This is a genomic window from Stenotrophomonas sp. CFBP8994 (assembly GCF_034044835.1).
Classification (GTDB): Bacteria; Pseudomonadota; Gammaproteobacteria; order Xanthomonadales; family Xanthomonadaceae; genus Stenotrophomonas; species Stenotrophomonas rhizophila_A.
In genome coordinates, this window is the sequence record NZ_JAXCWT010000001.1 from 463,769 (window position 1) to 487,241 (window position 23,473).

Consider the following 23,473-nt stretch of genomic DNA (forward strand, 5'->3'; position numbering starts at 1 on the left):
CAGTTACACCGTCATCAGTCTAAGAGTGATTGAGAAATAGTCTCCGTCCAGCGCCGGCACTGCGAAGCGGATAGGCTCCGCCTCTATGGCGGCGCCGTCAGTCCGGCGCCAACGGACATTGAACGATCGATCTCCCCCGTTATGCGCAGGGAGTACCAAGGGCAGAGCGTCATTGCGCGGCTGCTCTTCGCTGGCCTGTAGTGCACGGAGCACGGCGAGCGATATGGGCGCGACGAAGGAAGTTCCGTCGCGCTGGGTCTGGAGCGTGATGGGACGACCGGCCTGCAGTGCGGACTCCTGCACGATGCGTGCGCCTTTCAGGCTAGTCTTTACCTGCTGCCCTACTCGCCAGGACGTGAACTCGTCCGTCCATTGCAGGTCTGCGGGCAGCTCTATTCCGGCCAGGATGATCCGGCTCATCGGCGGGCACCCCCACGAACCGAGACACTCTTGCTGCGAGACACTTTCTCAATCACAAGCGGTGTAACCAGCCCTGCAATGCGCTCTGCCTGCTCGCGCTCCGCAGCGGATGCGCTGGCGACAACGGAGCGCGCGGGGGCAACCCACTCTATTCGCACCACTGCCGCGCCATCCCCCGCGTTATTGCCAATGCGCTTTGCGTCTGCGGCTGCCTGCAGCTCCGCCTCTTGTCTGGCCGCATCCAATCGATCCTGGGTATCCTGGCGCGCCGCGCGCCGGCGCTCCGCCCGCTTCGCCTCGATCTGTGCTTCCAGCTGCACCAGCTCTTCCAGCTCGCCTTCGCCGACCAGGTCAAAACGCGACGCTAGTTCACGTCGCTTCTTGGACATCTCATCCATTCCCAACGCAACTCCCTGAAGCCCTTCCTTGTAGGCCTGTAGCTCGCGCCGCTGTTTTGCCAGCCCGTTCCAAATGTTGGCGAACTGCTGCAGGCCTTGCGGCCCGTTCATCTGACTCAGCAGCTCCCGCGTCTTCGCCGATATCTGGCCCATATCCATAGAGAAGCCGCTCGCAGCCGCTGACGCGGACTTGAGGTTCCCACCCGCGCCGCCCGCCGCGTCCCCGACTGCTGCCACGCCATCGGCCGCACCGGCAGCTGCCTGTTGTACTTGCTGCAGAGACGCGACCGCTTCGCTGCTCCCTTGAACCACCGCTTGCGCGGCAGCAGCGCCCTTTGCGCCCTGCCTATCAAACTCAGCGTTCGTTGAGTACAGCGCGCCTTGGATCTCCAGCTGAGCGTTTACTTGGTCCTGCTTCCACTTATCACTATTGGCGACCGCCGCTCTGGCCGTGTTGGAATACGCGGCGAACGCCCGCCGAACGTCTTCCACGCTCGCCTTGCCCGAAGCCGCCCCGCGTCGGATAGCTTCAAACGCCTCCTTCGCCGAGTCCCGGGCAGCATTGAGCGAACTTTGTGACTGGATACCCAGCCGCCCGAACTCATCGTTCAGCGGGTTCATCGCGTTGGTGATCTCGCGGATGCGGGCATTGAGGGCCGACGCTGAACGCTCAGCCTGGTCAAAACCAACCTTCCCCTGCTGCCCGGCGGCCTGTAGCTGCGCGCCCAGGGCCTTAGCCTCATCCAAGGTGGCCACCTTGCCCAGCGCAGACTTGAAGGCCGCCTCGATCTGAGCGCTCGTGGACAAGGCGTTCTCGACCACAGTGCCGAAGGCAGCATTAGCGTCTCGCCCGGCAGCCGTGAAGCTCGCTCCCATGCGGTCCGCCGATACGCCAAGCTTGGTCATCGCGGCCATGAGCGTCTGTTCGAGCACGACGGCCGTGTTCGCCGCCGCCGAGGGCAGCGAGCTGAACGCAGCTTGGGCGGCGGCCTGGAACCGGGATAGCTCTTCGCCGCTGAGCTGCTGCAGGGTCGCCATCAACCCGTCGCGCACGTTCCGTGCGGCGCCTGCGCCTTGTTCCGCTATCGACGCGAGAGCCAGGCCTACGTTGCCCAGGGAATTGGAGTCGGAGTAGTTCAGGCTCTGGAACAGCTTGCCGATCTCGGTCACGGCCAGCTTGGCGTCGCCCCCTATCCCTTTGAGCTGCTCAACGACCAGCTGTGCGCCCGCGCCGATACCCGTCTTGAGCGCCTCGCCCGCTAGACGCGACCCCGCCGAGAGCGCCTGGTAGCCGGCACCCACTTCTGTCAGCCGAGACTTGACCTGCTCCAACTGGGCCAGCTGTTCCTCCGTGGCTAGGCCCAGTTCCTTCTGCGTAAACAGGAATCCGAATTGCGCATTGAGGTATTTCTTGAGGCCGTCAAGGCGGGCCTGATATGACTTGCGTTCCTCCTCACCCATGGCCGCTACCTCGGCCGAGGTCTTGACTGACACCTGCCCGTACGAGGCCACGGTAACGGCGAGCTTCTTGTACTCCACGCCCTGCAGATACATCTGCTCACGCATCAGTGTGACCGCGGCGCCGGCATCCTTGCTGGCCTGGCTCCACTTGCCCATCTCTTCGCCGAGGGCTTGCCCCATCGACTGAAGCCCCTTACTGACTAGCTCCAGCCCAAGCAGAGCAATGGTGATGGGTACTGCGCGAGGCAATGACTTCAGAATGTTGCCCAGGGTCAGGGCGCCCTTGCCAGCCGCATCCATGGCGGCGACGTTGGCGATCTGCGCACGAGTAGACGCGATCAGCGCAATACGCCAGGTATTCATCTGCACGATTGCACGGACTATCGCGAAGGTTGCGAAGGCCTTACCCAGCGTCGCCAAGGCGCCTGCATGTTCGACCAGCCAGCTGGTCGCCGTACGGGCAGCATTGGCCATGGTCACGATGCCATCGGCGGTCTGCTTGGCCCACCGGGTCAACGTTCCGTCTTTGGCGAGGCGGTCGGCAAGCGCAAGCATCTCACTGAGCTGCGACTTGAAGTAGACCAGCACGCCTTGGTCGGCGACCTCCTGCTTCCAGTCCTTGAACCGCTCGGTCGCAGCCATCCACAGCCCGGCGATGGTGCCCACCTTTGCTGCGGCAGCGGCGCCACCATACGACTCGGCCAACAAGTCCAGGATGATGGCTTGGGCCTGTGCGACTTGTCCGGTCGCCTCCAGTTGAGTGATCAGCTGCTTCTGGCTCGCATCCAGCGTGAAGCCTTGCTTGCTAAGCGATTCCATCGCCTTCGATGGCGTCTGCAGCGCCTTGCCGACAACCTCTGCCGACTGTTCCAAGCTCATGCCCAGACGCTGGGCCTGGTCGATTGTGATCTGCATGGCGGCAGGGAACTGCTCGCCGACAATATTCGTGTACGACAGCAGGCGAACCTGGGCTTTGGAGATTTCACCGTCATCAAACAGCCCGCCCTGAAGCTGGCGACGCATCTGCGCCAGCTGCTCGGCGGTGAACTCGCTCTGCCGCCCAGTGGCCGCCAGCGCCGCTTCTAGCTGGCCCAACTCCTGCTCGGCGTCGCTTCCCTCCGTGATAATGCTTTTGATGCCATCGGCGATCTTGCTGAAGCCGATGAAGCCCAAGGCCGTGGCCGCCACGCCCTTCAGCGCGTTCATCAGCGAACCGGTGGCCTCGGCGGCGGTACCCAGTTCCGCAGTGTCGCGCGTAGCCTGGTTAGCGCGCTCACGGTATGCCTTGAGGGCCTCCGCCGCGGCCGTGCTTGCCTTGGCCTGCGCGCGGAAGCCTGCATCGCTCTGTTCAATCTGGTCATTGCGTTTGCGAGCCTCGGCCGCAGCCTGGGCCGAAGCCTTGGCCTGCTCGGTGAAGGCCTGCGCGGTGCGCGTGGCCTCGGTTCGCAAGCGCTGCTGGCCGGCTGCCAGCTGGCTCGTGTCCACCCCAAGCTCGCGCAGTTCGGCATCTGCCTTGGCCACCGCCTGCCACTGTTTGCTCAGGCTGGCCTGCAGCTTGTCGCCTTCGGCGCGGAGTGCCTTCTGGGCATTAAGCAGATCCCTAGAGGGCGTGACCGTCTCGCCGATCTTTAGGCCCAATTCCAGTGCGGCACGCTGGTTGGCGTCAAACCGCTGTTCCAGCTCGCCCAGCGTCCGCATCATGCTCTCGAACGCTTCCGCTTTCCCGGCGGTGGCATTGAGGGCGGCGAGCTTGTCGACCAGTTTCGCGGTATCGGCGCCTACGTCTTCGGCTGCAACCCCCATGTCGACCAGGGCCTGACGCAGATCGTCCACGCCTTCGGTGCCGCTGGTCTCAAGGACTAGCCTAAGGGCTTCTTCAAATGCAGCCGTGCCCGCCATCAACGCTTCCTCTTTCGTGCCAGCGCGAGCTGGCGGATCAGTTCGGTACTGCGATACATATTCATTTCCCTAGCCAGCCTGCTGGCCACAACCTCGCCCTCGCCCATCACCATCTGGAAGGCGCTTGCCCCCGTGAGGGTGCGCAGCTTGCGACGTCCATCGCGTCCCGACGGTACCGTGGCATCACGGGAGAACTGGCGCACCACCATCCGGCGCTGGCCACCGATCCGCGCAATGAACGCAGAGGTGTAGACCTTGCGCATGCCCACTTGGATACCTGCGGTGGCACCGGCAGTCTTGCGACCACCCCAGCGCCCGCCGAACCCGATCAGCGGCAGCTTTTTGGTGGACGCGTTGAGGGAGAGGTACTCCCCCTCTTCACCGAGGCCAGAGCGGACGCTGAAGCGTCCACTCAGGTCACCCGCGCGGACGGTGTAGACCTCTCTGATCGCTCTCTTCGCCGCTGGCTCAAAGCGCCGGCGCACCGACGCGATAGAACGTGAGTCGGCTTTTGCGATGGCGGTCTTGCTCAAACCGTCCACCAACGCGGCAAAGCGAGCCAGAGCGCCCGCGCTGGTCCGCCCGAACGTGGAGCTACGGGCCATCAGCGCACCGTGCGCAACAGCGGCGGCACCCAAGGGGCACCGCCGCGTCCAGACGGCAGGAGGCCTGGAGGGCCATCAGCCGGCCTGCTGCTCGTACACCTTGAAGGTGTACAGGGCGGTCTCTTCCGAGCGGAACACGACCGGCCCGGTCAGGGTAAGCTGGATCGGCTCGTCGCTGAACCAGTCCACGTCACCGTCCACGGTAAGATCGACCTGCGGAATCCGCAGCAGGCCTTCATCACCACCGATGCGGTCCTGGACATCGCCCAGGATCATGAAGGACTTATTCGGCACCGCACCGCCATTGATGGCCGTTTCCCGGTAACCGTCGTAGCTATAGTCCAGGGTGAGCACATCCCCGTGCTGGATCGCGCCGCCTGCCGTGGGGATCAGCAGGCCCTGCCGGTTGTCGATGGTGTAGTCGGTTCCGACCTCCAAGGTCGTGCTTGCCTTCTTGACCACCAGTGCCGGCGAGGCCAGCACGAAGCGGTGGCCCAGCTCGACAGGCGCATCCTTGCTATGGACGGTGACCGCCTGATCGGTCACCTGGCCTTCGGCCACCGTGCTGGTCACCGCACTGCCGTAGAGCATGCGCGCCAGGAAGCCGACCGGAACTTCCAACGCGCCCACCGTCACGTTGGTCGTGCCCGGGTTGGCGTCGCGGTGGATGATCTGGCCGTAGCGATCATCGCGGCGCTTGCTCTTCACTTCGGTCGTGTCGCCGGCCTCATAGCCAAACGTCAGCGAGCTCTGTTCGAGCGGCTTGTTACCGAACTTATCGTCGGGGTCGGGGATCAGCGGGATGCGATTGGCACCGCTGCCAATCTCATAGAACCGAAGATCACCTGCGAACTTGCGGACCTTGGGCTGTGTGGCCATGGGGATTCTCCTGGGAAATGGACACGGGCTAGAAAACTTCGGTCAGACCGGCCCGTGCGGTGATCTGAGCGACAACACTGGAATGGCCCGCGTCGTCGCCGACGGTGGCCAGGTTTGCTTCGGTCACTTCAAAAGAAGTGACCCCCTTGGGCAGATCACGGAGGTCGAAGACCAGCGCCCTGCGCAGGTCCGCCCGGGCGCAGTGGACTAGTTGGCGTGGGTTCTCCTGGTCACCTCCGCGCGGTACGCTGAACTCGATCACGACCCCGACATCCGAGGAAGCCTGGGAGCGCCCCGACGAAGTGGCGCTGATTCGGTCCACCTCGATGACGGTGGACGGGCCTTCGAACTCAGCCGGTACATCCGAGTCGTCGACCACCACCAAGCCATTCCCGATGTCGGTGCGATAGCCCGAAGCCTTGGTGATCAAGCGCACGCGGGCTGCGAGGAACTCGACCAGCTGCCAGCTGGCTGGAGCTTGGTTATCAGGGCTGGACACGGCGCACCTTCCAACGGCTTAAAGAGCCGTCGTTGGAGAGCTCGGTGGCGTTCTCATACAAGTCGCCATCGACCAGCAGACGGCCTTTCTGCGCCGGCTGCAGCCCGACCAGCGCCAGGCTGCCGAGCACATAGTCGACCTCAACGCTGAGCGCCTTGAACTGGCGGAGATCCCCGACAGTCTCCACATCGCGAGTGACGTAGACCTGGCATGGCAGCGCTGAGGAGCCGCCCGGGGCGGTGTAGAAGGCGTGATCGGCCATGCCAGCGGTGGCGAAGCTGGCATGCAGGTCGGCATCCAGCCGGGAGAGGAACTCACGCTGATTCATCGGCGTCCACCGTCTACACGCCGGTTTTCCCGCGCCAGGTACAGCCCAGCGGCCGATGTGGCCAACGCGATCAGATGCAGCATGAGGATCACGGCTCACCTCCACACTGAATGGCATAGGCCTGCAGCGCCCTTACCTGGGCGTCGCACTGGTCGGCGGCGCCAATAATTCGGCCCGCACTTTGGAACCGGTCGTCGGCGCCACCATCAGGTTGGCTGGCGGCGGAGACGGCCTGGGACAGTTCAGCGGTGTGGAGGGCCGCTTGCCAGCGCTGGTGCAACTGACGCTGGCCAGCACGCAGATCATCGACAAGGCGATCAGACTCATCCTGCGCATGCTTCTTCTCCTGTTCATAGCGCGCAGCCAATGCATTTGCTGCTCTGACGTTGCCGCGCTCGATTGCAATGGCGCTGCCCAGCTCGCCAATCTCGGCCTTGGCTGCGGACAACTTGGTGTTTGCGTCGTCTCGGGCAGCGATGGCGGCCGCCGCTGCGGCGTCGGACTTCCAGACGCTTCCTCGCTGCCAGACGATGACGCCGAGAAGGATGGCCAAGACAATGGCCAGGGCGCGGATCATGCCGACACCCCATCGGTTTCGGGTATGACGGCGCCCAGCTGGCGCAGGACCGACTCCAGCTGCCGGATCCGGGTCCGCAGCGCGCTGGCTTCTTCTTGAGCGCGAAGGCGCAGATCCACCTCTTGCTGGAGCCGCACGTCCTGAGTAGACAGGCGGTTCTCCAGCGTTTCGATGCGCCTGGCAAGGCCGTCGATCAAGCTGATGTTGGCATCGGTCTCGGTGCGTTCCTTCTTGCGAGACAGCACCGCGCCCCAAGTTTCCCGCAGCAGCCAGAAAGCCACCACGCTCCCAGCTAGCCACCAAGGCGCCCCGTCGCCGATGTCCGGCCCGGCCATTACTGCAAGGCCTCGGTGACGCCGCGCTCGATCACAGCGTCGTCCCAGTACAGGCGGCCGTTCTCGTGCCGGGCAATGGCCCGCACAAGGCGAAACAGCGTCACGGGCCGGTTCAACGAAATGATCTCGGTCCCTCCGACGCCGACTTCGTCCGCCACTCGGTGGACGTAGGCGGCCGTGTTGTTTTCCACCGGCGGGGCCCAGCGGTTGATAATCTCCTTTACCGTCCGCAGCCCATGCTTCCGCTGGTAAGTCAGCAGGGTCTTGGCAAGGGCGCGAAAGCCGGCCTCCGGCGTGGTGAACACACAGAAGCGACGCTCGCGGGCCACGGCGGTCGCGGAACGGTCTTCGCCCTGCCAGGCCACGCTGGTGCGGTCGATGTTGCCCGGATTGTTGTTGCGAACGCCGCGCGGCGTGGTGGTGGTGTTCATGAGGTTCCCCTTGCCCGTGGTGAAATGCCGATATCGCCCACGCCATCCCGGCGCATGTGGGCGATACCGGCCAAGCTTTTACGCGCCGCCGGCCTCGCCAGCCGCAGCAGTGCCCGGCGTCAGGCGCACGTACACCGTCGCTGCGCCTGCGGCCGCCGCGTACACGGCAAAGCCGATGTCACCGACCTGGTCTGCACCCGCCGCCGCCGCGATGGCGTGCTTGGCAGTGCCGTCCCAGTTGACAGGCGCGCCCACGGCGAAGACCGCTGCAGCCAGCTTGGGCAGCTCGAACACGCCTTCCACATGGACAGCGATGATCTCGCCGACCTTGCCGTCCGTGACGGCAGCACCGACCAACTTGCCCTCGACCACCAGCTCACCGCTCTTGGCGTCGCTGGTCAGGGTCACATCCAGCACACGGCCGTCCTGATGTGCGTTCTTCATGGTTCAGTCCTCACTTTCGATATGAATGGCAATCAGGCGCGGCGCGATGGCCGCGCCTGACCGAGGTTCGGATCAGGCTTCGGCGGGTTCAGGCTTGCCCGGGTTCTTGTAGATGCCGCGGTAGTCGGCAATAGCCGGCGCAGCATCGAGGCGAACCTTCCAGGCAACACCGTCGACGGTGAAGCCCTGTTCCTGTTCGAGATACGGGGACTGGTTACCGTCCAGGTAACCCACCACGATTCCGTCCACGAATGCGGGGTTGGCCACGCCGTACCAGGCCTCTGCGCTCTTTTCATCAAGCCGGCCGTGGTCCCACACTTCGAAGGTGTTACGCACGGTGTTCGGGTCACGCTCGCCGCCGCTCCCCACAGCGAACTCCGCAGTGCGTACGGCGCGGGCGCGTTCGCCCAGCGCAACGGGGGTCAGCAGCCCCTTCATCGGCACCTGGATCAGGTTGCCGTCCTTGTCCTTCTGACGGCGCATCCGGGCCTGCATGCCGCCAACGCTGGAGGTACTGATTAACGCCGCCGGCAGGAGGTTGCCGTGATCGGCGTGGAACAGCGGCTTGCCATCGGCCAGAATCGGATTGCCGTTGATCAGCTCGAAAACCGCCTTTGCAAGCGTGCGTCGAGCAGCCTGGCCCATCTTGCGCGGCACGTCGCTGAAGATGCCCAGGTCATCGTTGATGATGGCCTGACGGGTGATGGTGAAGAGCTTGCCGTAGGTGACGATCTTCATCGCCTGCGACTGTTCGCTGAAGGTGCCGTGCTTGTACTCGCCACCTTCCGGCACGATGTCCAGATCCGAGAAGGCGCCCAGTCCGACCAGGTTGGTGGGCTTGAAGTCCGGCACGTTGACGGCGCGGGTGAACTGGTCGAAGTTCTCCTCCGCTTCCTGATACCCCTGCAGCACGGCCCGGCGCGAGGCGTCGCCCAGCAGCGAAGGGAAATCGGAGGTGCTGTGGGTGAAGGCAAGACCCACAATCTGCATCCGATCCATGCCGGCTACGCTGGTGCCAGTAGCCTGGACACACGCGCGAGCGATCTCACCCATGGTCATTCCGCGATAGGGATTGCCGTCGGTCGGCTGCACCAGACCGGCACGGGCCTGGATTGCATTGGCCATCGCCGAGCGGGTCAGGTCACGCTGGTCGGTGCCAGCGGTGAAGTTGGCCCCACCGTTGAGCGGACCCGCGTTGGTGGCCAGCAGCGCCAGGATGTGGCGGCCCACCGCATCGGCGGTGACATTGGAGTCAGCCTGCGCGATCACGCTGTTCACGTACTCGCTTACCTGGGCGTTGCCCATATGCGGAGTGGCCATCGCTTGGATCTGCGAATTGCGCTCGCGCAGTGCCACCATCGCGGCCTGGACCGGATCGGCCGCGGCCGTCACCGGCGGTGCGGCTACGGGCGCGGCGACCGAGGCGGGGGTGGCGGTTGCGCCTGCCGGAGTCGCACTGGTGCGGCCGGCATTGGCGAGGATGTGACGGTACTGCTGGTTCATGGTGGGATCCTCGATATGGCCGATGACGGCCGACTGGCTGACCTCAGGGAGAGAGGCGAAAACTTGTGGGGACAGGCACGCCGTGATGTGGCGGCGAAGCTGGGCGGTGACCGGAGAGGCCGCGCCGTCGATGGACTGCAGGTAGCCGCTGATGGCCACGGCCGATGCCCCCTGCCAGCGAGCGCTGGCGCCCGGCTCGGCGCCCACGACGGTGTCGGCCAAGCCGGCCTCCACGGCCTGCGGGCCGGAGTACCAGTGGTCCACGTCGTCGGTAAGCAGGCGCTCCATGTCCTCGCGGCGACCCGAGCGGGCCGCGTACGCTTCCAACATCGCCGCCGCATGAGCGTCCAGGGCATCCGCGTTCTGGCGGAAGGCAGTTGCGCTACCGGCAGCCACCGTGCGCGGGGCGTGCACCATCACCAGCGAGCTGGCGTAGACCTGCCGCTCATCGCCGGCCTGCAGGATCAGCGAAGCGATGGACGCCGCCTGTCCTTCCACGGTGATGATCTTGCGCGCGGTGTGGGACTTGAGTGCGTTGTGGATGGCCAGTCCATCAGCAACGATGCCGCCCACGCTGTTCAGGCGCACATGAATCGTGGAGGCAGTGATCTGTCCGATCTGATCGACCAGGTCGCTGGCTGAGACCGATTCTTCGAAGAGAGATCCGCCGATTGCGCCGTAGATCATGACTTCGGCCGTGTCGGCCTCGGCGCGAATCTGATACAGCGCGGGACCCAGCTCGGGCTCATGGCCAGCGTCGGCCCGGATGGTGATTTGGATGGCGGCGGCCAACAGGCATGCACGCATGGTCATTCGCTCCTGGAGAGATCGTGCTGCAGCGAGCCCACCACGCGGGCACGGGCTTCAGCGCTGGTGTTGGATGCCGGCGGCATCAGGTCTTTGTTCTGTTGCTGCCAGTCCTGGCGTTGGCGCAGGACCTCGGCCGGGTTGTTGCCGTACTGCAGGGTGTTTTGCTGCGGCGATACCCAGCCGCGATCTTCAGCCTCGCCACGCGCGTAAGCCTCTTTCAGCGGATCGATCCAGGGCATGACGGGACGCACGTAGGTCGATGCGGCCAAGTCGCGCAGGGTCCAGCCTCGCGGCATCTTCACGCGACCGGAAAGGACGCAGGCTTCGACAAAGCGCATGCGCTGGGGCCGGACACAGAGCGCGATAAAGCGCTCGGCGAGCATCAGGTAGCTGCCCCACTTCTCTACCAGCTCCTGGCGCTGCGCCGAGTAGGTGCCGTTGTAGTCCAGCGACAGGCTGGAATAGCTCACCCCAATACCACCTGCAGCCGCTCGCAGCTGTTCCTTGCGCCACGTGGCCGCGTTTGGATTGGGCCGGTCAGTGCCCAGACTTTCGATGGATTCGCCCGGCAGCAGATCATCGAAGATCGCCCCCGGCGCCAAGCGCAGCTCACGGATTGGCACGTCGTCCTGGATCAGCACATTGCCGCCCAGATCATTGCCATATTGCTCGCCCGAGCCCTTCTTGATTTGGAACGTCATCGACGCTGCAACCTTCGCAGCGATGCGCTCGGACTCCTCGTAATCCTTGACATCCTCGAAGCGCGACATGGAACTGGCGAAGACGCTCAATCCACGCAGCTGGTGCAACCGCTTCACCAACGCGATACGGTGCATGAAATCGGCCGAAACACGTTTGGTCTCGGTGCGCGATCCCATCGGGTCACCCGGGTGGCGCTTAAATACGTGGTAGGCCACCGGCCTTCCCCACGCATTGCATTCAACGCCCTGGCTGATGTTGCGCGCCGGATCGTTGAAATCATGCGGCACCAAGTCCGCTTCGAGCATCTCAAAGCTGTAGGGCACGACCGATCCGTGCTGCAGATACGACACGGGCCCAATCAGGTCCTGGTAGAACGCGTCGCCGTCCCGGAACCAGCTGCGAGCCAGTAACTGCTGGCACATACCGTAGTCGTGGGAACCGGTCACTTCCGGCGCGTCCCACCATGCGTCCCACAGGTCGTCCAGTTGCAGCGCCAGAGCGCGGTCGATTGGCTGGCCCGGCATGCGTGGAGCGGAAAGCACATCGATCCCAGACCCGACCGTGTTTTGCACCAACACGTTGAGGGCATTGTCTGCCAGGTCCAGATCGCGTTCGAGGTGGCGTGCCTGGGCACGAAGCTGACGTGCGTCCATTCCCGCGATGGCATTGCCACTGCCCCAGTCACGAGCGAGCTTGCGATTGCGCGAGGGACGAGTGACCTCATGGGCGCGCGCCAACACCGGAGCGAGCTGGGCCCGCGCTGTGGCGATGGCACGATCAGTGCCGAGTGCTGCGACCAGACGTGTCTTGGCGGTGAGCGCGGAGGACATCAGGTGACACCGCCAAAATCAGCGTTCGCCCAACGAGCGCGACGGCCGCCGCTTGCCGCGCGATCCACGAAAGCTTGCCATTCCTTACGTCCGTTGCGGATCTCCGCAAGGTCTGCCCTGGTCAGCTGACGCTCTCCGAAGCGAACTGACTGTCCAAGCAGGACAGCCTGTTCGGCGGCGATGTACAGATCCAGCATTTCCTGAGCAGTCTTCATGACTACATAGGCTAGGGACTTAGGTGTCCACGAACTCAATAAACTCGTGGACATCACTGCTCGCAAGTCACTGATTTGGAAGGGGCGAAAAACTAATTTGTCGCCACTTTCATTGAAAGCGTGGACACCTCGCTTTCCTCACGCTTTGGCAGACCGCCGGGGAACAATTCATGAAGCTTGGAACGGGAAACATCGAACTGCCGCATCACTTGTTTCACGGGAATCCCATTCTTGAGCGCGGCACGGATTTCCTCGACCGCATATGTCTTGGCAACCGCCGGAAAGTAGGGCTGTTCACCCGCGAAGCAGTGCATCACCGAATCCACGAAGGGTTGCGCCATCCGTTCGCTTATCCCGATGTCCGCCAGCATCGCCGCCAGAATTCGTTCCCGAAGTTGTTCGGTCGTCGCTCTTCGCTTTGCCATCACAGTCCCCAGCCGTCGCGGGCAAAACCCGAGCTACGCGCTCGGCCCGTCGGCGCAACTTGGCCCGCAGCCACTCCCACGTGGACGCCGACGGCCGCTTCCCCACCCGCCGATGTTTCACGGGAATCCGGTGCTGGCGCTCCGCCCGATCCGGCCAGCCTTCCCTCCAGGGCATCCCAGTCAGACTTGGTGAAACGATGCAGGCGCACCTCCGCGTGGTGGGCTGCGGCGTAGGCATACACCCACGTGTCCAATGGCTCGTTGCGGGTCACGCGCTTCTCGAATCTATTTTTGACAGGGTTGTAGACCTCCGAGACGAGCCCGGGGAAGAACTCCGGGGACAGCTCGTCGCTGAAACGCACCAGTCGCGCCTCCGCCTGCCGCTCGGCGTCGGCTGCCAGCCGACTGTAGAGGTAGTGCTTGGCCGCCACAGTTCCGACATGGTGGATGGTGATTCCTCGCTTATCCGTGCGTTCTTTCCAGGTCACGTCGGCAAGCTTTCCCTTGGACAGAATGGGCGCGTTGTTCGGCACCGCGCCAAAGATGCACATGACGCGGGTGATCTTGCGCTGCCGTACGTAGTTCTTCACCGCCTCGGTGCGGTGGCCACCCGCGTCGATGGCGGTGGCGGAGGCTCGCAGCTGTACGCCGTCCTCCCGCTCTATGGGACGATTGAGCAGGTCCGTCAGCGCCACCCACACCTCCTCCTCTGCCGGGTCACCGGCAAGTTCGACGTAGTCGAGGGTCCAAGCGGTCATCCCCCGCCCCCACCCAACCACGTGGACCGCAAGCCGGTTGTCCTGGGTATCCACACCCACGGTGATGGCCAGCACCCCACGCGGCGCACAGCGAAGCCGGTACGGTTCCACGCGATCTGCGATCACGTTGTGCTTGACCGCGCGCATCTTCGGATCTTCCCACGTCTCAGCCAGACGGTCGTTTACGAAGGTCTTCAGCGAGGCAGGATCGTTCTGCGCATCCAGCCATTCGCGCACCAGGTCAACCCAGCGCGGCCCTAGCCCGAACTGGTAGTACAGGCAGTTGATGTGGTAACCGCGGACGAGCGAATCCGGGTTGGCCGGCACCCAGCGGCCGGCTGCGATCATGTCCGCCTTGTGGTGCTCTTCGATACAGGCGCCGCAGTCGTTGCAGGCATACCAGGCATGCTTGGCGTCGGGTGACCAATGCAGTCCGCTCCACTGCAGGTGCTGGAAGTGTCCGCAATGAGGGCACGGGACGTGGTAACGACGCTGGTCCGATTTCTCATAGAGCTTGGCTATGCGGCTCAAACCCGAGATACCCGGCGTACTGATGTACAGCCGCTTGTAGGTGGTGGGGAAGGACGAGGTGCGGCCATCCAGCATCTTGACCGGGTCATCGCCAGTGAGCAGCACCTGCGGAGCTTCATCGATCTCATCCACCACCAGGTTCTTGACCGTCGTCGACTTCAAGCGCTGGGGACTACCCATGTGTTCCACGTAGAGCTGGCCACCTGCAAAGTCCTTGAAGGTGCGCTGATTGGAGCTGTCGCGGCTGGCGGTACTGCTTAGCGCCCGGCGCACGGCCTTGCACACTTCGATCATCGGGTTGAGCTTCTGGTTCACCCACTTGTTCATGGACGCTTCGCCCGGCAGCGCGTACATGATCGGGGCCGGCGCATAGTCCATCCAGTACGCGATGGAGTTGGTGGCGATCTGGCTCTTGCCGAACTGGATGGGGAACATGCAAGCCTGGTCGTGGACGGGGCTGCGCGCGGACATGTTGTCCATCGGCTCGCGCAACGGCGGATTGCGACTGGTGACCCAGCGGCCGGGCTTGCTGCTGCCCTTACTGGAAAGTCGCATGTGCTCGTCATTCCATTGGGAGACGGTCAGCGGACGACGGGGTTGCAGCGAGCGCGCCAGGACGGAATGCAGGCGAGCCAGAGCGGTCATTCAACCACCGCCGTCGAGGCGGTACGGAAGCCCCGGCTCATTTCTTCCAGTGCGTGACTGACCTCGTTCCAGATCAGCTCCCGGCAGCGGGCCTCGTCGGCAGTTGCCGCCAGCTGCGGTGCCAAGGCGTCTGCCATGCGCTCCAGCTCAACCCGGATCGCGGTGGCCGCTTCGGCCAGCACGTGTTCGACCTGCCCGGCGTCGAGCAGCTTGCCCATGCTGACTTCGTAGTCACGAGCTGCGGCCTTGGCGTCGATCTCGGCCTTGTCCGCCAGAGCTTTGGCCTTTCGCTTCGCGTCCGGGGTCGCTGGCGCGGCGTTTTCCTGCTCCGCCTCTGGGTCCAGGTCGTCGGGATCAATTTCGGGGCCTTCCCCTTCCCCCGCACCCGCAAGAGATGCGCCCCGCGTTTGAGCGTGACGCGCGGCAACAGCGCTGTAGGCGGGATCCTGAGTCTGGCCGTATAGCGCCAGGGAGGCGTCGCGCAGGTAGCCCTTGCCGCCTTCTGCGCAGACCAGGCGGCCCTTCTTCTTCAGTTCCACGATGTAGGACGGCCGACAGCCGATCAGCAGCGCCAGATCCTTGCCTGTGACTGTCACGTCCTCAGAAGCCATGTCCACCCTCCCCTTCATTCATTTTTTTCAAAAGAGCAGTGTCAGAAGAAAACGCGCGCGCGAGCATTGGTGCGGGACGTGCGGTGTGGCGTGCGGGATCGCGAACCTGCGAAACGGCTGCGGCGCATGCGTTGTGCGGGACGTGCGGGATGTGCGGGCACCTATACGCGCGGGTAGGAACACCGCTATCTGTCGAAACTGACGTACCGGCACGCGCGCACCCGCGCAGGTGTGTAAGGGCAGTCCCGCACATCCCGCACAGCCCTACTGCCACTACGCCAAATGCCCGCACAGACTCCCGCACACCTGCCCGCACGTCCCGCACGTCTATGGTCGAGCGAGTCATGCACGCCCCCGGTAATCGTTGAATGCGCTGCGGAACGCAACCAGCTCTTCGCCCAGGAAGGTCTGCTCACTACGGTCATCCTGCGGCGCGGTAGTGCCCAGCATCAGGAACCCATGTGGGCCTAGGGTGGTCTGCCCGACCGTGTAGCGCTTGCGCGCCCGGTCGGGGTGGACGATTTGCCGCTTGCGCACCAGTGCGTTGACGAACTTGGGGTTCGGCGCAGGCCGCACGCCTTCCTTGCCGCACCAGACCTTGTAGAGCTCGTACCACTCCTTTGACAGGGCCGGCCTTGGCTTGACCCCGGGGATGTCGTTGCCATAGAGCTCATCCAGAAACCGCTGCGGGCTGTCCTGGCTCAAGCCGATCAGCTCGCGCTTGGCATCGGTCATCGGGGGGTTGGTGCCGTTGCTGAAGTTGCCCAGGTCCAGGCGAAGCAGGTAGTCGTGCAAGGCGGCAGTTCCCCCGTTGCGAATTTCCTCCATAGCGTCGTCATAAAACTCCTGAGTCAGCTTGTCCGGTGTCCAGATCACCGCATGCCGGCGGTCGTCTTCTTCCAGCACGACCGGCATCGCCTCGTTGGACAGGAACACCAGGTTGGCGTGGTTGTCTTCCTCATAGGCCTGGATGTTCTTGGGATTGATGCGGATCCGGTCGCCGGTGATGAGCGCCTTGAGCTTGTTCTTGAGGTGGTAGACCTCAGTGCGGGCCACCACTTCGTCGGCCAGCAGGAACAGCTTGCGGCTGGCCCAGTCGTTGAACTTGTCCTCCAGTGCGGCCTGATCGAGCACGCGGCCGTAGTCCCCGAACAGCTTCATGTACTCATCGAAGAACATGTTCTTGCCGGTGCCTTGGGGGCCATGGATGACGATGGTGCTCTTCATCTTTGCGCCGGGGTGCTGCAGCGGGTACGCCAACCACTTGAGCACCCAGTCGTAGAGGGCCTTCTGGTTGGCCTCGTTGCCGCACATGTGCCAGAGCAGGTGAAGCAGCTTCGAGCACTCGCCGGCCTTAGGTATGGTGGGCCAGCCGGCAAACAGGTTGCAGGTAACGCCCTCCTTCGTCCCCGAGGGATCGAAGTCGACCTCGCGCACGCGCACGATGGATCTACCGGGGTGTTCCATCCAGGCCCGGTGCAGCTCGCGCCGAACACAGGCGTGGCCCATGTCACCCAAGGCCATCAGCATGTGTTCTTTGTGATCGAACACCGTGCCGCCCTGCCCATACACCAGGGCGAAGCGCTCCAGCAGCTCATCGAGGGAGTCGATGGGCTTGAGCGGCACCTGCCCCGCGCCCCCGCTGGTGGTGCTGGACGCGCTGCGATTTTCGGTCCGGGGTCGCCACGAAAGCTCCGTGATGCGGGCTTCGACCTGACTGCGCACGACGTGCAGGCCTTCGAGCACGTGCAGGTCGTTGAAGTCACTGACCTTGCGGCCGGTGTCGATGAAACGCTCCCGCCGGCCGCGCTCATCGGCGAAGGCCGGTAGCAGGACTGCTCCGCCCACGTCGAGCGCGGCCGCTTCTGCGCCGAGCAACCCGGCATTTGAGGACTCGTGCGGCTCGCCGCATGTGGGACAGAGCTCGGGGTTGTCAGCCAGCACCAGGCGCGACTTGCACTTACGGCACTTCTGCAGGACGTCGTCATCGCCGCAGACAAGCACCTTGGCGCTGCGGTAACGCTTGGCAAGAACTGCTGCCACTGGCATCAGGTTGCCCGCGTCGAAGGCAACCGCAACCGGATAGCCGGTGGCCATGTGCAGGGTAGCCGCGGTCGCATAGCCTTCTGCGACCAATAGGATCCACTGCGGCGTGCCGCCGATCAGGTGGAAGTGGCCCTTCTTGGCAAGGCCCGCCGGCCAGAATTCCTTGGCCGGCTTGTTCGCGGCCTTGGCCTGCTTTGCGCTGCGCAACACCTGCAGGCCGTGTACCGCGCCATTCGGATCCAGTAGCGGAACTAGGGCGACGCCACTGCGGCCGTAGCGCAAGCCAAATGCCTGGACGGCCTTGTCGACCAGGTATTCCGCCTCGCCATCAGCCAGCGCCTTGGTCCAAGCCGAGGTCGCGCGAGCGGCAGCACGCCGGTTCTGTTCCAACCGGGCCGCCTCGGCTCGCCGGCGGTCGTCGGCCAGTCGGCGCTTGAGCGCTTCGCGCTGCTCCTGGCTGAACGCGCTATCCCGCTTGCGCAGTTCGATCTTCTGCGCTCCGTTGTCATTGCCGTGCCAGACGCCGAACGTGCCGACGATCAGCGTGTCACCGCTGCTGGTGTTGAGTTCGTGCAGGACATACCAGCCTCGGCGCTCGCGAGAGCCCTCTACCTTGCAGCGGACCATGCGCCCACTGACATCCAAGGTGTCGAGGATCAGGCCCGCATCGGTCAGCTGGCCATGCACATCATCGTAATTCGCAGACATTCAGTAAGTTCCAGAGCCGCTATCTACACGAGCAGTGCGCGTTTGGTTACCCGCGACAGGCTGATCCGGGGAGGACCCAAGCACTGGCGCTCGTTCAGGTTCGCCAATCAGATTCAAGGGGGCGACCGAACTGAATCGCGCGAGCCGCCTTCCCTGTGTTCCCCGGGGGGAAGGGGCACGATCAGTGCTGGCCGTCATCAGAGACCTCCAGCCGCAAGGTGCATTGCCTCTGCTCCGCTGCATTCTGCTGAGCCCAGGCGCGATCACGTTCGGCAATGGCGTCGTCACCCACCGGGCCTGTCTCCTCGCCGGACAACAACCGCTCGATACGTTCGATCTCTGCACCTGCAGCAGTACTGACGATGCGCCTGCCGTTGCCCGGTCGTGCCTGGGGCGCACGGAAGATGGCCATCTCAATCACGCTGCCTTCCCTTCGCAACTGCGCGCCGCAGGTTCCGCTCCATCCGGTGGCACATGGTGCGAACAGCCTGCAGTGCATCGAGCATTCGATCCGCCTCTTCCAGCGTGACCCGGTTGTCCTGCAGAACATCCAACGCAACGGCGGACAGCTGCCCGCAGAACTTTGAGACGTGCAGCAGCTTGTCCTTGATGGCATCGATCTCATTGGGCCACCCACCGTCTGGCGCGGCTGGCACGTGGTCGATGGCAAGGTTGAACTGCGCGGCGAGCGAGAGGATCCAATCTGTTGCTACGGGAGTACCCGCAGCCTGCTCGACCATCCAATCAGTCAGCATCTCCATCATCTCCATGGAGAGCGATTCCCCTTCCAGGCCTCGCAGCTTCTTGCGCAGGGACTCACCCTTGATGCTGACGCCACGCCGCTTGGTCAAGTAGGCCGCCGCCGCGTTGACGCTCCCGGGCATGCGGGACACCGCGTTGTAAGCAGCATCCCGCCAGTAGATGTCTGATCGAGCGCACGTCATAGCGTGACCCCCTGAATCGTGTAGCGTTTCATCGTTCTCGTGGGATGCCGTGGTAGATCACGATTCATCCCATGAGCGAACTCGTTGGATTCCACAGCCGCATGCGCTTCTGCGCCCTCCGGGCCTACTCCGCGCAGGAGGGAATCGGCAGCGTGATCGCCGTCCTGTTCCGGCCGGTGAGCCACACAGCTACCCATGCGTGGGAACCTCCCACCAATGAAGCGGTCGGCCTGCGGCTTGTCGGGAGTGCCCCAGGGCCGACCACCGGTCGGCGTCCAGAGCGAGGCCGTCGGGATGCCGGCTGACGATCAACCCGGGGTCTACCAACTCGCCGACCTCACCGTTGCCCAGGTCTGCATGCAGGGCGATTACGTCACGGCCGGTCATGCCCGCTCCCTATCTGGATCTCCGGGCGGAGCAGCTGCAGTTGCAGCCAACGCAGCTCCGGGATGGGCTTGTCCTTCGACCACTGAGCGACAGCGGCGCGCGAAATCCCGAACAGCTCAGCCAAATCCGCGTCGTTCTCGAAACCGAGCGCGGTCCTCACTTCATGCTTGGTAGGGGTACGGGTCATGGCGAGCGACAGTATTAAGCGCTCTTAACGTTGAGTCAAGCCCTCTTATCGCCCCAATTGTTAAGCTGGCTTATGCCCACGACAACCCTCGGTCAGCGCCTCCAAAGCGCAATGCAAGCCGCCCAGCTCCGCTCGGCGGACCTGGCGCGTGCCGCTGACACAACGACAGCCACCATCAGCAACTGGCTCAATGACAACGTCGTGGCAGACCACGTCAAGGCCGTGCAGCTCTTCAAGATTGCAGATGCCGTCCAGATGGACGCGCGCGAGCTACTGCTGGGCGAGCGCTCATCCGCCGCTGGTGCTGCATTGCAAATGCCGTCTCAACCTCTGACACACGACACCTTCATAGTCGCGTTCCAGCTGGTGGCTGAGGCCCTCGACGAAAGGGGGTTGCAGCTTCCACCTCAGAAGCGCGCCCAGGTGACCTTGTTGGCGTACGAACTGCTTCAAGAGGATATGCCACGGGCGAAGGTGCTGCGCTTCGTCCAAGCTTCCGCAGCGTAAGTGCGGTACATGGGGGAACAGGATGTCGTCTCGGGAGAAGGTTTCGCGACTGCGCCAGCTGCTTAGCGAAGCAACGCCAGTCGCCGTCGAGCCACGCAAAGAGGTCAAAGCAGAGACCGAGGCATGGCGGCGCTTTCAGAACTTTGAAAGCTACCAGGCACCCGCCCCACTGGAATCAGATTGGAGAGGCGTCGCGGCCCGCGAGATCACGCGAATCGCCGGCTGGTACGGGTGGACCAGTGAGATCCAGCGTGTTCTGGATCAGCGCAATTCCCTATTCCTATCGTCCCTGGCGGACGACGATCTACGGCAACTGCTGGATCGGATGAAGGATCTTGAAGACTGCGTTCAGCAGGGCCTCGGCGCACCAGACGCCCCGCCCGCGATGTGATGCGCGCACGCCTGTCAGCGACAGGCGTCAACCACCTTTGCCCAGCTGCCCAGGTTGACCTGAGCGGCTTTCAACTCTGCGCTTGGTCCCGATGGCGCTTGCACCATGAATGCCAAGGTCGCCCTGGCCTGCGCCTCCAAGCCTGCCGTCCAGAAACCCCTGCCCTGCGCGAAGCAATCGGATAGCTCTACCGTGCGGCTTTCCCGTGCAAGCTGTTGCAGGGAGTTGGCCGGGCCGGCCAGCGCAATGCGCGGCGTGCTGTCCGCCAGCTGTACCGCGTCATTCCAGCGCAGGTCGAATTCCGTGATGCGCTGCATTGTGGCATTGCGAAGATCCCGGGGATCCTGCTGCAGATGCATGGTCCGCGTCCCACCCTCTGGCGTCGACAGCGTCACCTGCTTGGCGGGCCGCCATGCCTCAGATGGCACCGCTTCGGCGACATCGGCGGTACCGGGTCGCAGCCATATCGCGGCACCTACCGCCACCACCGTCAATCCAAGCAGCCCCGCAATCCAGACCTTCATACCTCTCCCTCGTAGACCCTGCCTCCTGCAGTTGGCCAATGATACCAAGGGCCTGCATCACCCCCTTTTGCCAATTTGCTAAGTACGCTTGACACCTAGCGCTAAGCGCGCTTAATGTTCGCCTTGCCGGCACGTGCCGGCGGACGACCGGCGGGCCAGCCGGCGATGCGGCACTCCCCAGCCGATCGCCGGAGCCACTCCCAAGGCATCAGGCCCGCCGGCGTCCTCCTTCCCCGGAGAGCGCCATGAGACGCCGACCCACTTCTGACGCCGCAACCCCGCCGCTGCCGCTGCTCGCAGTCCTCTGCCTGCTTGCGCTGGCGGCCCGCGACCACACGCGCGCCAACGTCCTGCGCGCCCGCAGCGCGGGGGAGCACAGCCGCAACCAGTTGCGCCGCTCCCGGCGCATGGGTGTTGCCAGCCGCCGTACCGAGGTTGAGTCCAGGAACATGGCAGCAGAGGTGCGGGCATGAGCCGCCTACGTGTAGAACCAGCCGAGCTGCAGCGCACCCAGCGCCTTGCGCACCTGTGCGAGTTGAACCTCGCCAGCGCCACCGATTGCCGCGCCAAGCGCCTGCACGGCGCTGCCTTCTGCTGCGAAAGCCTGGCGAGTGACTACTCGCGGGAAGCGTTCGAGCTGTCCGCGAAGGCGCATCCGAGGGCTGACGCATGAGTGCCCGTCTCCGCTTCGCCTGGGCACTGCTTGGGGCTGTCGCGGTGGTCGTAGTGCCGCTCCGTGTCATGGAGATAGCAGCCGCTCATGCCGCTGCTGGGTCGCCCGCCACGCCCGCCGCCCCGTCCGCCGCTCAGAGGTGACCCATGCAACAGAGTTCCCGCCCATGTCCCGCCGATATCCCGCTCTGCTGCTACGGAAACCGGCCGCAGATCGTCACCACGATGGGCGCACCCACGGGCCATCGCCTCGGGCACCCCTGCCCGGCGCTGATCCATATCGAATGCCACATGTGCCAGAAGGCAACCGTTCCGAGCCCGTCCCTCGCGATTACCGAGCTGCGCTGGACCGACCCGACCCTGGACCAGCTCTTGATTCCGATATCGCACCTTACCCGCGCCCGCGCTGAAGTTCTCGCCGGGCTCCCCAAGCAAGCCGCCTGACCAGGAGCACACCATGGCCGCACCACTCAAACGCCTGGAGCGCGCAGCACTGATCGTCGCTCGCGGCGCGACCGACGACACCCTGAAGCGCACGCGAGGCGGCTTCTGCTCCCCGAAGCAACCCGCAAACATCTTCACCCGACGCGTTATGAACTGGCTGTACGAGCGCGCCCTGCTCGACTTCGACAATCCTAGTTGCCCGGCGTGCGCCACGCTCACCCCGCGCGGCCGGGCCGCAGCAGATGCGCTGGTGGCCGAGTCTGTTGCCAAGGCAGGTCTCGCATGAGCGCTGTACGCCTGCCTGTCGAGCGCGCATTCGCCACGGGTAACCAGGGCGCGACGTTGGTAGTGATGGTGTGTGCCGGCTGGCTGTGGGCCGGGCTGTACGCCAGCCCTTTCAGCGACACACCCACTGAAGTCTCAGCCGCGGCTACTTTGAACGTCACGGCAGGAGTTCAGCACCTGGTCGTCGGTGCTCACAAATTCAAGCTCTCCCACTCATCACTGAGATCCGCCACCCGCTGGCTGGACCGCAACGGCGTGCGCGTACGCACCGCGCGCCCGTCCAAAGCAGAGGCATAACGATGTCCCGAAACGCCGACAACCTGCTGCGCCGCACGCAGCTGCTCCGATTCCTGCTCGACCGCCCCGCTGGCGCAACCAGCGAAGCATTGGCAGAACTTGCCCAGTTCGACACCACACCGAGGAAGGTCACCAGCCTCTTGAACTCGGCGATGGACGCCTGCATGGCCCGAAACTTCATCTCCAAAGGCAATCGCATGTGGGTGCTCACCGACGACATGCGCCGCTTGATGCTGACCCCATACCCCGCCAATCCGCCGACGCGCGAAGCAATCGAGAAGGTGATGAAGCCTCGGCGGTCGATCAGCTACCACGCCACCACCATCCAGCACAAAGAAGCTGAGAGGCAGGAACTGGCAGCTGGCATCGCTCGATTCCGCGCCCAGGGCGGCGAGATCGAGGTGCTCGGCACCACACCGACTCGCCCTCTTCCTTCACTCCGCACCATCCAAAACAGGGCAGCGGAACCCGCTGCGTTCACCCAGAGTCCATGGGGGGCGACGCATGACTGAGCTGGTACATGCGGACGCCGTCGAGCTACGCGGCACCGTTTCTTCTGGCACCGGCCAGCAAATCTTTTGCTATCTGCTCAGCCGATTCAAGGCTGGATCGGCAGGATGCGAAGTCCTGCTTTCCGGCAGCCACTTGGGCCATGCCATGGACCTCTACGGAGAGCAATCGCCAAAGATGGGCACTGCCCCGCCATATGTTTGCGGTATAGGTCTGTCCGTCAACGGACAGCGTAACGCTGTGAAACGACTCAGGCGCACTTCCA

The 23,473-nt window shown here is 64.1% G+C and carries 28 protein-coding genes; 7 read left to right on the plus strand and 21 right to left on the minus strand.

Annotated features, from left to right (window positions below; translation table 11 throughout):
* Positions 1-3: 3 nt before the first annotated feature.
* The 20 genes from SOM39_RS02245 to SOM39_RS02340 all read right to left on the minus strand — a co-directional run bounded on the left by SOM39_RS02245 (position 4) and on the right by SOM39_RS02340 (position 19,578).
* Positions 4-420 (minus strand): hypothetical protein, encoded by a 417-nt coding sequence (locus SOM39_RS02245; protein WP_320457344.1) that lies wholly within the window; start codon positions 418-420, stop codon positions 4-6.
* Positions 417-4,178, minus strand: a complete 3,762-nt coding sequence (locus SOM39_RS02250) for a Laminin subunit alpha-2 (protein WP_320457345.1) — start codon at positions 4,176-4,178, stop codon at positions 417-419. Before SOM39_RS02250 ends, SOM39_RS02245 begins: the two co-directional genes overlap by 4 nt.
* Positions 4,178-4,783 (minus strand): hypothetical protein, encoded by a 606-nt coding sequence (locus tag SOM39_RS02255; RefSeq protein ID WP_320457346.1) that lies wholly within the window; start codon positions 4,781-4,783, stop codon positions 4,178-4,180. The genes SOM39_RS02250 and SOM39_RS02255 overlap by 1 nt, the downstream gene beginning before the upstream one ends.
* A gap of 75 nt (positions 4,784-4,858) precedes the next feature.
* Positions 4,859-5,662, minus strand: a complete 804-nt coding sequence (locus SOM39_RS02260) for a hypothetical protein (RefSeq protein WP_320457347.1) — start codon at positions 5,660-5,662, stop codon at positions 4,859-4,861.
* Positions 5,663-5,690: 28 nt separating this feature from the next.
* Positions 5,691-6,161, minus strand: a complete 471-nt coding sequence (locus tag SOM39_RS02265) for a hypothetical protein (protein WP_320457348.1) — start codon at positions 6,159-6,161, stop codon at positions 5,691-5,693.
* A complete protein-coding gene (locus SOM39_RS02270; protein ID WP_320457349.1) occupies positions 6,148-6,489 on the minus strand; it encodes a hypothetical protein in 342 nt (113 codons plus the stop codon). Before SOM39_RS02270 ends, SOM39_RS02265 begins: the two co-directional genes overlap by 14 nt.
* A gap of 88 nt (positions 6,490-6,577) precedes the next feature.
* Entirely contained in the window at positions 6,578-7,066 is a 489-nt protein-coding gene (locus tag SOM39_RS02275; RefSeq protein WP_320457350.1) for a lysis system i-spanin subunit Rz, read from the minus strand.
* Positions 7,063-7,347, minus strand: a complete 285-nt coding sequence (locus SOM39_RS02280; RefSeq protein ID WP_320457351.1) for a hypothetical protein — start codon at positions 7,345-7,347, stop codon at positions 7,063-7,065. The genes SOM39_RS02275 and SOM39_RS02280 overlap by 4 nt, the downstream gene beginning before the upstream one ends.
* 53 nt (positions 7,348-7,400) lie before the next feature.
* On the minus strand, positions 7,401-7,832 hold the full coding sequence (locus SOM39_RS02285) for a structural protein P5 (protein ID WP_320457352.1): 432 nt from the start codon (positions 7,830-7,832) through the stop codon (positions 7,401-7,403).
* Positions 7,833-7,910: 78 nt separating this feature from the next.
* Positions 7,911-8,276: a DUF2190 family protein gene (locus SOM39_RS02290; protein WP_320457353.1), complete on the minus strand. Its 366-nt coding sequence runs from the start codon at positions 8,274-8,276 to the stop codon at positions 7,911-7,913.
* Positions 8,277-8,348: 72 nt separating this feature from the next.
* Positions 8,349-10,592: a ClpP-like prohead protease/major capsid protein fusion protein gene (locus tag SOM39_RS02295; protein ID WP_320457354.1), complete on the minus strand. Its 2,244-nt coding sequence runs from the start codon at positions 10,590-10,592 to the stop codon at positions 8,349-8,351.
* Positions 10,589-12,121 carry a phage portal protein gene (locus tag SOM39_RS02300; RefSeq protein ID WP_320457355.1) on the minus strand — a complete coding sequence of 511 codons (1,533 nt, stop codon included), beginning with the start codon at positions 12,119-12,121 and terminating at the stop codon, positions 10,589-10,591. The genes SOM39_RS02295 and SOM39_RS02300 overlap by 4 nt, the downstream gene beginning before the upstream one ends.
* Positions 12,121-12,336: a primosomal replication protein PriB/PriC domain protein gene (locus SOM39_RS02305; protein WP_320457356.1), complete on the minus strand. Its 216-nt coding sequence runs from the start codon at positions 12,334-12,336 to the stop codon at positions 12,121-12,123. Before SOM39_RS02305 ends, SOM39_RS02300 begins: the two co-directional genes overlap by 1 nt.
* Before the next feature lie 92 nt (positions 12,337-12,428).
* Entirely contained in the window at positions 12,429-12,761 is a 333-nt protein-coding gene (locus SOM39_RS02310) for a hypothetical protein (protein ID WP_320457357.1), read from the minus strand.
* Positions 12,761-14,695 carry a phage terminase large subunit family protein gene (locus SOM39_RS02315; protein ID WP_320457358.1) on the minus strand — a complete coding sequence of 645 codons (1,935 nt, stop codon included), beginning with the start codon at positions 14,693-14,695 and terminating at the stop codon, positions 12,761-12,763. The genes SOM39_RS02310 and SOM39_RS02315 overlap by 1 nt, the downstream gene beginning before the upstream one ends.
* A complete protein-coding gene (locus SOM39_RS02320; protein ID WP_320457359.1) occupies positions 14,692-15,306 on the minus strand; it encodes a hypothetical protein in 615 nt (204 codons plus the stop codon). The genes SOM39_RS02315 and SOM39_RS02320 overlap by 4 nt, the downstream gene beginning before the upstream one ends.
* 342 nt (positions 15,307-15,648) lie before the next feature.
* On the minus strand, positions 15,649-18,060 hold the full coding sequence (locus SOM39_RS02325) for a DUF5906 domain-containing protein (protein ID WP_320457360.1): 2,412 nt from the start codon (positions 18,058-18,060) through the stop codon (positions 15,649-15,651).
* 181 nt (positions 18,061-18,241) lie between these two features.
* The gene (locus tag SOM39_RS02330) at positions 18,242-18,481 is read right to left on the minus strand and encodes a hypothetical protein (RefSeq protein WP_320457361.1); all 240 of its coding nucleotides are present in this window, start codon (positions 18,479-18,481) and stop codon (positions 18,242-18,244) included.
* Positions 18,474-18,944: a hypothetical protein gene (locus SOM39_RS02335; RefSeq protein ID WP_320457362.1), complete on the minus strand. Its 471-nt coding sequence runs from the start codon at positions 18,942-18,944 to the stop codon at positions 18,474-18,476. The genes SOM39_RS02330 and SOM39_RS02335 overlap by 8 nt, the downstream gene beginning before the upstream one ends.
* 433 nt (positions 18,945-19,377) lie before the next feature.
* The gene (locus SOM39_RS02340) at positions 19,378-19,578 is read right to left on the minus strand and encodes a helix-turn-helix domain-containing protein (RefSeq protein WP_320457363.1); all 201 of its coding nucleotides are present in this window, start codon (positions 19,576-19,578) and stop codon (positions 19,378-19,380) included.
* 72 nt (positions 19,579-19,650) lie between these two features.
* On the opposite strand from SOM39_RS02340, the gene SOM39_RS02345 reads away from it, so the two are divergent.
* Together SOM39_RS02345 and SOM39_RS02350 are read left to right on the plus strand one after the other, a co-directional pair.
* Positions 19,651-20,085: a helix-turn-helix domain-containing protein gene (locus SOM39_RS02345; RefSeq protein WP_320457364.1), complete on the plus strand. Its 435-nt coding sequence runs from the start codon at positions 19,651-19,653 to the stop codon at positions 20,083-20,085.
* A gap of 22 nt (positions 20,086-20,107) precedes the next feature.
* Positions 20,108-20,476, plus strand: coding sequence for a hypothetical protein (locus SOM39_RS02350; RefSeq protein WP_320457365.1), 369 nt, complete (start codon positions 20,108-20,110; stop codon positions 20,474-20,476).
* A gap of 14 nt (positions 20,477-20,490) precedes the next feature.
* Here SOM39_RS02350 and SOM39_RS02355 read toward each other — a convergent pair whose 3' ends face one another.
* Positions 20,491-21,000: a hypothetical protein gene (locus SOM39_RS02355; protein ID WP_320457366.1), complete on the minus strand. Its 510-nt coding sequence runs from the start codon at positions 20,998-21,000 to the stop codon at positions 20,491-20,493.
* A gap of 469 nt (positions 21,001-21,469) precedes the next feature.
* Here SOM39_RS02355 and SOM39_RS02360 point away from each other — a divergent pair, with 469 nt between their 5' ends.
* The 5 genes from SOM39_RS02360 (at position 21,470) to SOM39_RS02380 (ending at position 23,210) form a co-directional block, all read left to right on the plus strand.
* Entirely contained in the window at positions 21,470-21,673 is a 204-nt protein-coding gene (locus SOM39_RS02360) for a hypothetical protein (protein WP_320457367.1), read from the plus strand.
* Between the two features lie 146 nt (positions 21,674-21,819).
* Entirely contained in the window at positions 21,820-22,116 is a 297-nt protein-coding gene (locus SOM39_RS02365; RefSeq protein WP_320457368.1) for a hypothetical protein, read from the plus strand.
* A gap of 13 nt (positions 22,117-22,129) precedes the next feature.
* On the plus strand, positions 22,130-22,402 hold the full coding sequence (locus SOM39_RS02370) for a hypothetical protein (RefSeq protein WP_320457369.1): 273 nt from the start codon (positions 22,130-22,132) through the stop codon (positions 22,400-22,402).
* Positions 22,399-22,698 carry a hypothetical protein gene (locus SOM39_RS02375; protein ID WP_320457370.1) on the plus strand — a complete coding sequence of 100 codons (300 nt, stop codon included), beginning with the start codon at positions 22,399-22,401 and terminating at the stop codon, positions 22,696-22,698. The genes SOM39_RS02370 and SOM39_RS02375 overlap by 4 nt, the downstream gene beginning before the upstream one ends.
* 2 nt (positions 22,699-22,700) lie before the next feature.
* Entirely contained in the window at positions 22,701-23,210 is a 510-nt protein-coding gene (locus SOM39_RS02380; RefSeq protein ID WP_320457371.1) for a hypothetical protein, read from the plus strand.
* The last annotated feature ends 263 nt before the right edge of the window (positions 23,211-23,473 follow it).

Bases quoted from the DNA above. Each gene is read 5' to 3' on its own strand.
- SOM39_RS02245 (WP_320457344.1), bottom strand. From the start codon at position 420: ATGAGCCGGATCATCCTGGCCGGAATAGAGCTGCCCGCAGACCTGCAA.
- SOM39_RS02250 (WP_320457345.1), bottom strand. From the start codon at position 4,178: ATGGCGGGCACGGCTGCATTTGAAGAAGCCCTTAGGCTAGTCCTTGAG.
- SOM39_RS02255 (WP_320457346.1), bottom strand. From the start codon at position 4,783: ATGGCCCGTAGCTCCACGTTCGGGCGGACCAGCGCGGGCGCTCTGGCT.
- SOM39_RS02260 (WP_320457347.1), bottom strand. From the start codon at position 5,662: ATGGCCACACAGCCCAAGGTCCGCAAGTTCGCAGGTGATCTTCGGTTC.
- SOM39_RS02270 (WP_320457349.1), bottom strand. From the start codon at position 6,489: ATGAATCAGCGTGAGTTCCTCTCCCGGCTGGATGCCGACCTGCATGCC.
- SOM39_RS02275 (WP_320457350.1), bottom strand. From the start codon at position 7,066: ATGATCCGCGCCCTGGCCATTGTCTTGGCCATCCTTCTCGGCGTCATC.
- SOM39_RS02285 (WP_320457352.1), bottom strand. From the start codon at position 7,832: ATGAACACCACCACCACGCCGCGCGGCGTTCGCAACAACAATCCGGGC.
- SOM39_RS02290 (WP_320457353.1), bottom strand. From the start codon at position 8,276: ATGAAGAACGCACATCAGGACGGCCGTGTGCTGGATGTGACCCTGACC.
- SOM39_RS02295 (WP_320457354.1), bottom strand. From the start codon at position 10,592: ATGACCATGCGTGCATGCCTGTTGGCCGCCGCCATCCAAATCACCATC.
- SOM39_RS02300 (WP_320457355.1), bottom strand. From the start codon at position 12,121: ATGTCCTCCGCGCTCACCGCCAAGACACGTCTGGTCGCAGCACTCGGC.
- SOM39_RS02305 (WP_320457356.1), bottom strand. From the start codon at position 12,336: ATGAAGACTGCTCAGGAAATGCTGGATCTGTACATCGCCGCCGAACAG.
- SOM39_RS02310 (WP_320457357.1), bottom strand. From the start codon at position 12,761: ATGGCAAAGCGAAGAGCGACGACCGAACAACTTCGGGAACGAATTCTG.
- SOM39_RS02315 (WP_320457358.1), bottom strand. From the start codon at position 14,695: ATGACCGCTCTGGCTCGCCTGCATTCCGTCCTGGCGCGCTCGCTGCAA.
- SOM39_RS02320 (WP_320457359.1), bottom strand. From the start codon at position 15,306: ATGGCTTCTGAGGACGTGACAGTCACAGGCAAGGATCTGGCGCTGCTG.
- SOM39_RS02325 (WP_320457360.1), bottom strand. From the start codon at position 18,060: ATGTCTGCGAATTACGATGATGTGCATGGCCAGCTGACCGATGCGGGC.
- SOM39_RS02335 (WP_320457362.1), bottom strand. From the start codon at position 18,944: ATGCCCGGGAGCGTCAACGCGGCGGCGGCCTACTTGACCAAGCGGCGT.
- SOM39_RS02340 (WP_320457363.1), bottom strand. From the start codon at position 19,578: ATGACCCGTACCCCTACCAAGCATGAAGTGAGGACCGCGCTCGGTTTC.
- SOM39_RS02345 (WP_320457364.1), top strand. From the start codon at position 19,651: ATGCCCACGACAACCCTCGGTCAGCGCCTCCAAAGCGCAATGCAAGCC.
- SOM39_RS02350 (WP_320457365.1), top strand. From the start codon at position 20,108: ATGTCGTCTCGGGAGAAGGTTTCGCGACTGCGCCAGCTGCTTAGCGAA.
- SOM39_RS02355 (WP_320457366.1), bottom strand. From the start codon at position 21,000: ATGAAGGTCTGGATTGCGGGGCTGCTTGGATTGACGGTGGTGGCGGTA.
- SOM39_RS02360 (WP_320457367.1), top strand. From the start codon at position 21,470: ATGAGCCGCCTACGTGTAGAACCAGCCGAGCTGCAGCGCACCCAGCGC.
- SOM39_RS02365 (WP_320457368.1), top strand. From the start codon at position 21,820: ATGCAACAGAGTTCCCGCCCATGTCCCGCCGATATCCCGCTCTGCTGC.
- SOM39_RS02370 (WP_320457369.1), top strand. From the start codon at position 22,130: ATGGCCGCACCACTCAAACGCCTGGAGCGCGCAGCACTGATCGTCGCT.
- SOM39_RS02375 (WP_320457370.1), top strand. From the start codon at position 22,399: ATGAGCGCTGTACGCCTGCCTGTCGAGCGCGCATTCGCCACGGGTAAC.
- SOM39_RS02380 (WP_320457371.1), top strand. From the start codon at position 22,701: ATGTCCCGAAACGCCGACAACCTGCTGCGCCGCACGCAGCTGCTCCGA.